8 protein-coding genes are annotated in these 12,341 nt (G+C 37.1%); 3 read left to right on the top strand and 5 right to left on the bottom strand.

The genetic code is table 11. The annotated features are described in order from the left end of the window. Window positions 1-52: 52 nt before the first annotated feature. A complete protein-coding gene (locus H131_RS03255) occupies window positions 53-1,369 on the top strand; it encodes a hypothetical protein (protein WP_010857622.1) in 1,317 nt (438 codons plus the stop codon). Window positions 1,370-1,873: 504 nt separating this feature from the next. Here H131_RS03255 and H131_RS03250 read toward each other — a convergent pair. From H131_RS03250 to H131_RS03230, 5 genes are all read right to left on the bottom strand, one after another. Further along, window positions 1,874-2,833, bottom strand: coding sequence for an ABC transporter substrate-binding protein (locus tag H131_RS03250; RefSeq protein WP_010857621.1), 960 nt, complete (start codon window positions 2,831-2,833; stop codon window positions 1,874-1,876). Between the two features lie 104 nt (window positions 2,834-2,937). Next, complete coding sequence (locus tag H131_RS03245; protein ID WP_010857620.1) at window positions 2,938-4,527, bottom strand: ABC transporter substrate-binding protein; 1,590 nt, start codon at window positions 4,525-4,527, stop codon at window positions 2,938-2,940. Further along, window positions 4,517-5,530, bottom strand: coding sequence for an AraC family transcriptional regulator (locus H131_RS03240; RefSeq protein WP_010857619.1), 1,014 nt, complete (start codon window positions 5,528-5,530; stop codon window positions 4,517-4,519). Before H131_RS03240 ends, H131_RS03245 begins: the two co-directional genes overlap by 11 nt. Window positions 5,531-5,654: 124 nt before the next feature. After that, window positions 5,655-6,842 carry an MFS transporter gene (locus H131_RS03235; RefSeq protein WP_010857618.1) on the bottom strand — a complete coding sequence of 396 codons (1,188 nt, stop codon included), beginning with the start codon at window positions 6,840-6,842 and terminating at the stop codon, window positions 5,655-5,657. A 531-nt stretch (window positions 6,843-7,373) separates the two neighbouring features. Further along, on the bottom strand, window positions 7,374-9,299 hold the full coding sequence (locus H131_RS03230; RefSeq protein ID WP_010857617.1) for an AraC family transcriptional regulator: 1,926 nt from the start codon (window positions 9,297-9,299) through the stop codon (window positions 7,374-7,376). 274 nt (window positions 9,300-9,573) lie between these two features. Between H131_RS03230 and H131_RS03225 the strand changes: the two genes are divergently transcribed. Together H131_RS03225 and H131_RS03220 are read left to right on the top strand one after the other, a co-directional pair. Continuing rightward, window positions 9,574-10,533 (top strand): ABC transporter substrate-binding protein, encoded by a 960-nt coding sequence (locus tag H131_RS03225; RefSeq protein WP_010857616.1) that lies wholly within the window; start codon window positions 9,574-9,576, stop codon window positions 10,531-10,533. Between the two features lie 97 nt (window positions 10,534-10,630). Further along, a complete protein-coding gene (locus H131_RS03220) occupies window positions 10,631-12,283 on the top strand; it encodes an ABC transporter substrate-binding protein (RefSeq protein WP_036129770.1) in 1,653 nt (550 codons plus the stop codon). Window positions 12,284-12,341 lie beyond the last annotated feature (58 nt).

The raw sequence follows: 12,341 nt of genomic DNA, 5'->3' as shown, positions 1-12,341 counted from the left end.
TCCTAAGCTATGATAAAATTAGTAATTATAGAAATAGGAGGTTTTCACGTATATGAAACACAAAAGAAGCCTTGCCTTATTTGCTTTAGTAGCAGTTCCTTCGCTCATTCTTACTACACCTACTACGTCAGCATCTGCTGCTGATATCTCGGCAAATTCAAAGACAGCATACATATACAATTATAGTTACAATTACTATTATTACTACAACTCTAATGTTTCGAACGTTATACAGCTCATTAATAACATTAATGATACCGTTTCATCATTTCAACCAACATTAGAGGCGGCTAATAAAGCCTACAATGCATTAACAGAAACAGAGAAGCAATACGTAACGAATTATGGCACACTGTCAAATCACCAGCAAACAAGGGTAGCCTATCGTCGACTGGCGACACAAATCGAAGAAAAGTTAGCTTCTGTCGAATCGACATCCATTAATTACTATCAAAACGTTATTGAAACGAGAGATTGGTATAACACATTGAATGCCGCACAAAAGTCCTTTGTTAGCGCAGATACACAAAAAATACTGACATCTTCTATCGCGCCCAATACATCCGTTGATAAAGTTGTTAATAAGATCCAATTGTTGAATTCATCTCGCATTAGCTTCCATAAAGATGTCGCTGAAGCAAGAGCTGAATACAATGCATTACGTAGATTTTCAAATGTTTCTTTCCCTAGCGGTACTGAAAAACTATTACTAGATGCTGAACAACTTGTCTTGAAAGATAAAGCTGCTGCCAAGGAAGTGGAAAATGCAATTGCTGCATTATCGCCAAAAACATCCACAACTCAGGATGTACAAGCTGTCAAAACAGCCTTTGAGGCGTTAACACCTGTTCAACAACAACTTGTTCCGAATGTAGGGATATTAGTAGATTATGTTAATGGAAAATATAAGCTCCCGTCTAAGGGTAATTCGATAAAAACGCCTATTTTATCAGACACAGCAGCAGTACCGGGGAAAAACACGGTGATGTCCAAAAGCAGAAATACCTATAAAGCAAAGATCAATGTTGCTGACTCTGAAATCAGCTCAGAGCGCTTTATTTTAACAACAAAAGCAAACATGACTGTCATCATTCCACCACTAGGTACTCTTGTCAATGAAGATTCTGGTGTAATGGATATCCAGCTCATAAGAAATTTAAATCGTATTACCTTCCAAGCAACTTTGAATAAAAAACCTGTAGAATTCGTGGCTGATATAGAAGTGATCATCGAAAATTTACCAAAGGATGCTTCAATCGTTCGTATCAATGAATTCGGCAATCAAGAACCGACTTCTTACACAGTCAATGACAATCAACACATTATTCAAACGAAAACATCTGGTACATTCCAAATAATTAGAAATTAACAAACCCGTAAAGAGCCAATACTACAAACAAATATTTATAGAGCAATTACATTGAGGAGAGCATATGCATGCTCTCCTCTCTTTTTACATCAACTTATTTTTCCTTTTTGTGTTCCACCAATAGTGCTGCCACTTCTTCTATCTGTCCTAAAATTGAAATTGGGTCAGAAAACCAGAAGCTCCATCCATCTATTTCAAAAATCTGATCTTTTTGTACAGCATCAAGACAGCTTTATCTACTGCAACAAAAATATAGTCACCTAACGTATGTCAAACACTCGAATATAAATTTTAATATTTTTCTAATGGCTGTTTGATTTTATCCGTCACTTTACCCTTTCTATCCGTCACTTTGAAGATTTTATCCGTCATTTCGCCCTTTTTATCCGTCAGTTCAAACTATAATTCCAAATGAAAAAGAAGCACCATCTGCTATAAAGCTAACGATAGTGCTTCTTTTTCAAATAACCTTCTTAATTCTTTTGTAAACAGAGAATCCGCTTTTTAATTTTTTTGATTTGTAAGCCACGTTGTTAATTCCTCAACCTGAGCTAATACAGCAGTCGGATCGTAGTACCAAGAACGCTCTTCCGGCCAAACATAAAGACGATCGTTCTTTACAGCAGGCAAGGTTCCCCATAGTGGATCCGCTTTGAAATCTTCAACCGTTCGACTGTCTGAAGTCATAATAATATAATCACCAGCATAGTTTGCCAACACTTCTTCTGAAAGTTCGGCCCATTGTTTCTCCATAATTTCATTTGCTATATTTGCAGGGGGCTTGCGTCCAAGTGCTTGATAAATAGGCTGTCCACCACGACCGAAATTATCACCATATACATAAGTCTCCTTATCAGTGTATTCCATGATAGAGAAGCTTAACCCTTCATCAAGAACTGCATCAACCTTTGCTTTAGCATCTGCAATCTTTTGATCGTAATGATCTAACCATGCTTCAGCTTCTTTTTCTTTTCCAAGTAATTGACCGAAATAAGTCAGTTCTTCATGAGCATTTTTTAGTTCACCATATGGAACAACAACTGTAGGCGCTATTTTACTTAACGCCTCATAGTTATCTCCATTCCCAGTTATGATTAAATCTGGGCCAAGCGCCAGAATACTTTCAGTAGATGGCGCTCCGTAATCACCTATGTCAGAAATCCCAGTTAGCGCATCTTTGAAATAATAATTTTTAAGCGTTAATCCAGGCGCTCCTACTGGAACTATGTCTAATGCGATTAGACTACCTATGTATTCCACGGCTACAATGCGCTTTGGGTGAATAGGGATTGTAACCTCTCCATTTACTGTTGTAATCGTTTTTGTCACGGCAGTTTCTTCTGTTTCTTCACTTGCTTTAGGTTTCGCCGTATTATTTGTTTCTCCGCATGCCGTTAACATTAATAACAAGCAAAGAAATAACGGAACGATGAACTTCCTATATTGAGATTGTTGTAAGCGCAATTTAAACCCTCCATATCTAACTATTGATAACGATTCTCATTTGTTATTGTAAATGGGTGAGTAAATATTGTCTATGCACTGAAATGATCTATAACCTTTCATTATTATGATGTTAACACCTTCATTAATTCACGTAGCTGCGCTTTCGTGGATAACGGATCATATCCATAAAATATATTTGGTTGGTCAATCACATATACTCGCTTCTGCTTGACAGCCTCCATCTTAAGCCAAGACTCTGATTGAAACAGATGACTCACACGCTTCTGGCCCGCTTTATTCGATGGAAGTGCAGTGATAAAAATATGATCTGCGGGGTAATCAGCAATAGCTTCAATATCTTTCTCGAAATACCCATTTTTTTCTATATTTTGATTGAACATAGAGAGAGGTCGGTGAAACCCCATATCTTCATACAAGATTTGGCTTCCTCTCCCATAGCTACTATTAATACAGTAAGCAGCGTCTGCACCGATTTCCCACACAATGGCTGTCCCCCTTATACCTAGTCCATAATCGAGTTGCTCGTTACAAATTGAAACCAATTTATCATATTGGCTAAACCAAGCATCCACTTGTTCCTGTTTATCTACAATATCCGCAATAAGGCGAAACTGCTCTCGCCAACTTATATGCATAAAAGGAATTTCAAGTACAGGAGCCACTGAAAGTAAAGACTTATTGTCCTTCGCTGTATTATAGTTAATTATTAAATCAGGTTGAGTAGCAGCTATGTTTTTATAAGTGGACATCCTATTTTGTTCATGATTATTCAGCTTATATACCGAACTCACTTGCTTCATATCTTCTAACCACTCAGAATACACGCCCAATTCAGGGGTAATGCCAAGAGCTAGCAGACACGCTGTATGGTTCGTGTTGAGCGAAACCACACGCTTCTGCTTGTTATAATAAGCAGTTGGAGAAATCCCTACCAACTGCTTAAATTTGCGGCTTAAATATGTACCTTCTTTGTAGCCAACCTCCTGTGCAAGATTATCTAGTTTTGGCATGTTATATAGCAACTTCTGCTGAGATTCACGAATCCGCAACAAAGTTAGATGTGCACTAAATGTATGACCTGTATGTTTACGAAAGGCACGTGAAAAATGCTCTGGGCTTACTTGTGCTAGCTCAGCCATTTGTTCACGTGTTATATCTTCATAAAAATGCGTATCCATATAACTGAGAATTTGTTCTATCCATGATTCGCTATGTTGAATTCTATCTTCCAGTTCGTTATAAAGCACTTCAAGTAGCTCTAAAAATAATTTTTGAAAATGATAAGGGTTACTGTTCATAGGTTGCTTCGATATTATTTCTAACTCTGAAGTCATATGTATTATCTTGTATGAACAGTTTAAAAGTGGTTTTGAATGTTTCAATATGCTCACTTCAGCTTGGTCATTCGCTACACAGCGGTATTGGATTAACATGCCTTGAAGTCCAGCAGGTGACTGAGCAGTTATATTGAGTTCTTTTGCATTATGCCAAAGCACTGTACTTCCTCGTGACAGCTTATATCGCTCTCCATTTAGAGTAAGTAATCCTTCTCCATCATAAATAACAAAAACACATGGCAACGAGGCGATTTCTTCGGGTCTATTAAGGACTTCTTCTAACCTAATTATTTGAATCGGGAGATACATTGTTTGCGATAAAAGGGCTCCAGCTATTGAAATCTTATTTTCCATCTAAGCCCTCTAAAATCCTTTGATCCCTAACAAGTTTGCTAGGATTGATGCCATATTTATCTTTGAAAGTTTGTGCAAAATAGCTAGGATTAGAGTAACCTACTTCATTAGAGACTTCATTCACATTCATCTTGCCTCCTTGTAATAAGAGAAATGCTTTCTCCAATCGTTTTTCTCGTAAATAGCCAAACACCGTTGCACCATACATCTCCTTGAAGCCCTTTTTTAATTTATAATCGTTTAAAGCAATTAAACGTGATAATTCGATTAACGTTGGTGGCTCCGTCATACATTCAATAATAATTGCTCTTGCTTGTCGGATTTTTTCTACATCACTTTTTGAGAATTCCGATGGCTTGGGGTTATTATTAAATAGAAAAGTTTGAAAGGACAACGCTAATAGCTGTAATGCACTAGATTCTAACGCCAATTTCGTCATATGCCTATCTTTCACTGCATCCAATATCCTCTTTACAATAATAGATGCCGATGGGTCCGTTTTTTCTTGAAATATTCGATACGATTTCTCACCAAGGACATGAGCAAATTCTATTGAATTATCTCTTCTCCCACTCACTTCTTGCATAAAATAGTTGAAAGTTGGAACTGGGATTCCAATGCCTATCATCTGATAAGCTTCATTTTTATGAAATAAAAAGTTTGCTCCCGCCTGCTCTATAAACTGAAGAGAACATGTTCCTGAAGCAATTTCATGGTCAGACCCTGAAATATTAATTCCTCTAGCCCCCTGCATGCAAAAGCTAAGTTCAACCATAGGCTGCATCGTAGTCACATGCATTTGATGATCTCGATAAAAAGAATAATCGGAAATGACCACTTCTAAATCTGAACGTGGGATTAAACGATGTATTGCGCCTTCTCTAATACTTGATTGGAATGTCATGTATTCTGTTGGTGCTTCTAGTTTCTTTGATACTTCCAGTGCATTAAAAAAATGGCTGAAGTTCTGATGAAAGCTAGTTGTCAAAGTATCCGGCACCATCCTTCACGCTCCTTATTGAGAATGATTTTCATTATCTATAAGAAGTATAGCAAATCAAGAATCCTTTTGCTATTAATTCCAGAATTAAGAACAAGGCAGGCAAAAAATAATAATTAGATTGCCGTTAGTACTCTTCTCCCGATTTAAGCACCATCGTAAGGAGTACACATAACAAGAAAATAAAAGCACCAAAGCCATAAGCAGTCACATAACCTCCAGCATATTCAATCAACCACCCTGCAAGTCCAGGACCAATCATTTGACCAACTGCATAAAAGATAGAGATAAAACCAATTGCTGATGCCACATACTTGGGTGACACTTGTTGGCTTGCCTTCATTTGAATCAGCACAAGAACACCGCCAAGCGAAGAACCCCATATAACAGCAGAAACTATAAAACCTATACTATTCGCTAATATAATAGGGAGAAGGTCCCCAATGATTGACAAAAATAACGCTGCGCTTAACGCCTTTTTTACGCCTATTTTATCTGCGATTATGCCCCATAATGGCGCTCCAGCAATCGAGACAATGCCTGCAACAGCATAGATAGAACCCGCCACTGTATTAGATATTCCTACGTCCCTCATAAAGCTTGTTTGATACAGATTTGGAATGAGATAAACAAGACCAACAGCAAAATATAACCCTGCAATGAAGTACAGCTCCCTAGTGCGCCAAACTGTTGTTTTTTCCTGAAAATTATCTTTTTCGGTTGTTACATGAGGTGCTTTTAAAACAAATGTTGCAAGTAACACCACTAACATTGTTATGACTGCAAATACTAGCCATGGGCCTCGCCAACCAAGCTGTGGCAATTGCTGTAACATGAACGGCACAAGTAACCCAGATAATAACATCCCAATACCTGCCCCACTCATCAACAGCCCCATCACTGTCCCTCTCTTCTTTGGGAACAGACCAACCGCTATTGATAGAAGAGGTGTATAAACAAGTGCACTACCAGCGCCGACTAACAACAAAGTTATAGCCGCCCACCAAAAATTTGGTACGAAGACAAGGCCACATAAACCTACAACCACAAGCCCGCCTCCTATTAGCAGTACACTTTTCGCACCTAAACGCAACGTCAAAAAACCAGACATGCCTACTGTCAGCAAATAACCTAAAAATAACATTGTTCCTAAGAATCCTGACTGTGCTGTAGACAATGCCAGCCCTTCCTGCATAAAAGGTAATATAATTCCATAGGCCATTCTGGCAAAACCAGTTGTTGTAACGATTAAGAGTATTCCTATCAGAACGAACACCCAAAAGTTTTGCTTGTCTGTCTTTAAATGACTATCCATTCTAACTCCCTCCTACCACTCTTTCTACAAATAACGATAATTACTACTAAAAACATTGTTATCGTAACCCTTTACAAGGTAGCTCTCTACCAATAGACGGATAACTATAGTGGTTTTACGGATTTTAAAAATTAAAGTAATCTACTTAGCAGCAAAAAAATCTCCCCTGCCGGTAGTAGACATTGAGAGATTATGCAAAGACTTTTTCTATTTGTAAGTTAATATGAATTTAATTTTATAAATAGTTTTTCTATAAAGAAGCACGAATATTTTTGGAGCGGAAGGCGGCGACGCCAGCGGGAAAAGCAAGCGAACCGAGATCCTGGACTGCGCTTTTATGGGAACGAAGGCTAAAAGCGTCACGTCCTGTGACAACGCCTTCGTGACCAACATCCTGTTGCCCCGAAAAGGCTCGGTGCTTGCCCATAGAAAGCGTCTGCCTGTAGCGGTAGATAGCTTTGTGATAGGAACAATTACGCCTTTATTGATATGAAAGTGCATTATGAAATTGATTCACTATAAATAAACGTATTATTTTTCCCTTTCCAGTAAACTATCCACAATAAATTCAAGCTGTTTATCTAAGGAAATAGGGTCACTGAAAAAAGAATCATATTCATCCATGATGTATACACGTTTATTTTTTATAGCCGGAAGATCCCTCCATAAAATGCTGGACGTTGTTTTTTCAAAATCGGCGTTATCTTCAACAAATATATAATCTCCAGCAAACTCTGGGAGTTTTTCTAAAGAAAAAGAAACCCATCCACTCTTTAAATCGATTGCTTCTTGTTGAATTAGATTAGGCGCTTTTAATCCAAACTCTCCATACATGATTTCTCCGCCTCTTCCAAATTTATCACCATATGCATATATTTCTTTTTCGCCCACACCGAGAATTGCTATTGTTTTATTACCTACCTTCTCTTGAATAAGTGGTTTGTATTCAGCAATTTTTCTATCCCAATTAGCAATCCATTCTTCTGCAACGTCTTCTTTCCCAAATATTTTTCCAAATTCAAGGAATTGTTCTTTGAAATCCTTTTCTTTAGGCTTAATGGCAATGGTTGGGGCAATTTTTTGTAGGTTTTCAATATTTTCAGAGGACGTTTTTGTAATGATTAAATCTGGCTTCAATTCTAGAATTTTTTCTAGTGATTCATCATCTCCAATATTCTCGACACCATCCACCAATCCATCAAAATATCGATTTCTTAAGCCAAATTGAGACATTCCAACAGGTTTTATGCCAAGTGCTAGTAGGTAACCAGCGTAACTTTCTGCTGTTATAACAATCCTTTGTGGATTTTCTGGGATTTCAACTTCACCATTACCAGTAATTATAGTTTTAATTTTCGGTTGAACTTCTCGTGACTGCGTAATTGATGTATTAGTGCTTCCGTTTGTTGAACTATTATCTATTGCTCCCCCACCACACGCACTCAATAACAACGTAAAGCATAAAAATAAAGATGCTAACATGGGGGTTTTAGTAGGTTTCACCATTAGTAAATCTCCTTTTTTAGTATATTGATAATGATTATCACCAATATACCGTTGAGATTGTTGTGCAACAATGGATAATTCCATGACGTTATATGGATAATCTTGTGCTGTTCTCTGACTTAAAGCTATTTTTCTGTATTTTGCAGGTGAAACATCCTTATATTTTTTAAAAAGGCGGCTAAAGTAATACGAGTCTTTATATCCTACACTTTCAGCAATCTCACGGATTGTCGCATCGGTTTCTATTAACATCATTTCTGCCTTTTCAATCCTTGTAAGAATTAAATACTCAATCGGGCTATATCCTGTCTTTTTTTTAAATAAAGAAGATAAATGAGGCACACTGTAATTCAAATCTTCTGCAAGGGATTCTAACATGATGGACTCAGCATAATGCTCTTGAATATAGACAATGACTTGGTCGGCAAGCTCTGGTTGCTTCACCTCAACACCCTGAACGTGGAGCTGTTCCAAAACACTATACGTAAATTGATGGAATAGTGCCTTCACATGGAATCGACCAATCGGCTCTGGTTGTTGCCATCTTTGATTCATCAATTTTACTTGATAAAAAAGGGAACTAGGAAAATTCGGCAAAAAACTGAATTGCACTTGAAACGGATTGCTCTTTTCCAGCTTCTCTATGATGGACTTTGCACATGGTAGTGGAATTGTAGCTCGATAAAATATCATATAAAACTCAAATTCTGCTTCTGTTAAGGTTAGGCTCAGTTGAATCCCTTTGCCACTATGTATCACTTGAAATTGTTTAAAAAGATATTCGATGTTATTCAGTTTCACAGCAGCACTGCCTCTTGTTGCAAAAAGAAACACACTAGCAGGCAACTTATATGCATGCAAAGATTCATCTTTATTCATTTTCTTATGACGTACATCCAACACTTTAATAGAAGCCTGATTCCACAGAAAAATATGATGATTAATGTCCATTGCAGTCACTCATTTCTTTTGTTTACAATTACTAACACCAACTATTATAAATGATAATGATAATTGTTATCAATTAAGTATATGATTTTTCTATTTTAGGCGGAAAGTCCATTGTTAATGTTGTTCGTCTACCTTTTATTAAACGTTTTGTATAAAAATCAATAAGACTACTTCATTTTCTCCATTGTTTAAATGAATAGGGTACATTATTCTAGCTTATATCGATAATGATAATCATTATCTATTACATATTTTTTATTACGGAGGAACTCACATGAAAAAGCTAAATCGATATATGCTCATTTGTAGCGTACTATTCATATTTGGGGTATTGCTAACTGCTTGCAGCTCAAAGAACGATGCAACAGATAAGGAAGAAACCTCAGTGGAAGAAGCGAAGGTACGTGTTTATAAAGACACTGTAGGCCATGAGGTTGAAATTCCTGTTTCACCGGAAAGAGTGGTTTATCATGGCGAAGGATATGGTGATTTACTTGCTTTAGATGTAAAAACTGTTGGTGCCGGCTTCTCATGGATTACGAATTATGCATGGGCAGATCGTGTCCAAAATGTAGAGGATGTAGGCTTCCCTATTAATGTGGAAAAAACATTAGCTTTAAAGCCTGACCTTATTATTATTGCAACTACTGATGAAAAAACGTACACACAGCTTTCTAAAATTGCTCCAACTATAGTGATTGATACATTCGCTCCTTTAGAAAAACGTTTATCCGTGCTTGGCGATATATTTGGAAAGAAACAGCAAGCAACAGAATGGTTAAACAACTATAATGCAAAAGCTGAAAAAATGTGGAAATCACTTGTTGATGACGGCACTCTCCAACCCAATGAAACAGCTTCAGTCTTGACTTATTATCCTGGAGATCGTTTATTTGTCATGGCTCGTGCTGGACTATCACAAGTACTTTACGAATCGAACGGTGGCTTTAAACCAGGTAAAAATATTCAACAAATTCTTGATGAAGAGAAAGGCTTTGTTGAAATTTCTACAGAACTTCTCCCTGAGTATGCAGGAGATCGAATCTTCATACTTACTCCAGTAGATGATGAAGCGAAACAGTCGACTAATGATATGATGGAAAGTCAAATATGGAAAAACTTACCCGCTGTAAAAAATGGTCATGTATACACGATTGATATTCAAAAAAGTGATAGTGATGCTTCTTCAAGAGATTGGTTACTAGAAGAAATCCCTACTATGTTAAAAAAATAAAAAATTTGTAAAGAGGCATTTCACCTATAGTTGAAATGCCTCTTTATATTTTATACAATACTATTAATTGATAATCATTTTCATTTGCAAAAGGAGTGTGACAAAGTTGGAAAATAAGAAGTCGCTTTCTTGTGAAACAGCATTGCTTTTTCATCTATCCGACATTGACTATATTACTCGCTCCACACAACGGAGCTGCCAACAAATATTGGTTAAGCAGCATACGTTCATTATTTTTATTACTGGCAGTGGAACGCTAACTATTGATGATACTCCTTACGTTGTTGCACAGGGCAAAATTTTTCTCCTTCCGCCTGATTCCGTCATGGATTTTTCAGATATAGAGAAATATAATTATAGTTTTTATAAGATGTCATTTACGACCATACAATTACAACAACAAATACCTACTACATACAAAGAAAGTTTATTTTCTGATCAGATTGAGTATACAATCTACCCTTACGCTCGCTTAATTCGACTGGCGGAGGAGCTTTACAAAACGCAGCTACATCAAAATCCAATCAAACAACAAAGTCTTTTATACGAATTACTGAGTGTTTTGTTTGAGTATCAGCTTCAAAAAAATCAGACATTCGATGCTTCAAGAGCTGTTGAGCAAACAATTGACTATCTACATAAGCACTACCAAGAGCCACTAACTGTTAAACAATTAGCAAGTTTAGCTCACGTTGCTCAATGGCAGTACAGTACAATCTTTCAAACATTAACAGGTAAAAAACCGCTTGATTATTTAACTGAATTACGATTAGAGCATGCACAAGTACTGCTTCAACAAACCAATGAACCGTTAAAGGATATTGCGCAGCTAGTGGGCTTTAATGATGAATATTATTTTAATCGACGCTTTAAGCAAATTATTGGTATGCCCCCAAAGCAGTTTGCTCGTAAGCAAAAGCAAAAGGTTGTTGTAAAGGACTGGACCGGTCATGAAGTTGAAATCCCTTCGTCTCCTAGCCGAGTTATTTATCATGGTGAGACATTTGGAGATATGCTCATTTTTGATATACAACCGATTGGCGGAGATAAAAACGCTATTAATAAATCGTTCTATAAAAATCGGGTCCCACTTGTTCAAGATGTAAACTTTCCAATCGATTTCGAAAAATCTTCTGAACTAAATCCAGATTTAATTATCTTTACGAATGCTGACGAACAGCAGTATCGAGTATTATCAGAAATTGCCCCTACCGTTACACATAATTCATGGGGAACACTTGAAGAGCGTATCTCCCTATTAGGTCAATGGCTTGGCAAGAAATCAGAGGCCGAAGATTGGCTGATTCGTTTTAAGAAAAAGGAAGATATGATGTGGCAGCAGCTGCAAATCACTCTTGAACCTGATGAAACGGCCTCTGTTTTTATTTTCGACAGAGGGAAACGCCTTTTTGTGATGGGATGCACGGGTCTATCAACTGCTCTTTATCATCCATACGGTTTTCAACCAAACGAATTAATTAAAAATTTAATTCAATCAGGCGAGGGCTATGAAGAAATACCATTAGATTTACTAGCTGCATACGCAGGTGATCGAATCTTTATGCTACTGACAGACAATTTAGAATCAAGACTAGCTACAGAGGCGCTCATAAACAGCTCCCTATGGAAAAGCCTGCCTGCAGTTAAGAAAGGTAATTTCTATTTAGTAGACGCGAGGAAATGGAATTATAGCGATGCCTATACAAGGGAAAAGCTACTTGGGGCATTGCCTCGATTGATTGGAACTTAAAAATTACTCAATTAATTTCGGTGATTATACAATATTTTACTGTTTTTAGATTTTTGGC

Origin of the sequence: Lysinibacillus sphaericus OT4b.31 (genome assembly GCF_000392615.1) — a bacterium.
GTDB classification, from domain to species: Bacteria; Bacillota; Bacilli; order Bacillales_A; family Planococcaceae; genus Lysinibacillus; species Lysinibacillus sphaericus_B.
The sequence above is the reverse complement of the archived record's forward strand: the minus strand, read 5'-3'. Positions and strand labels throughout refer to the sequence as shown.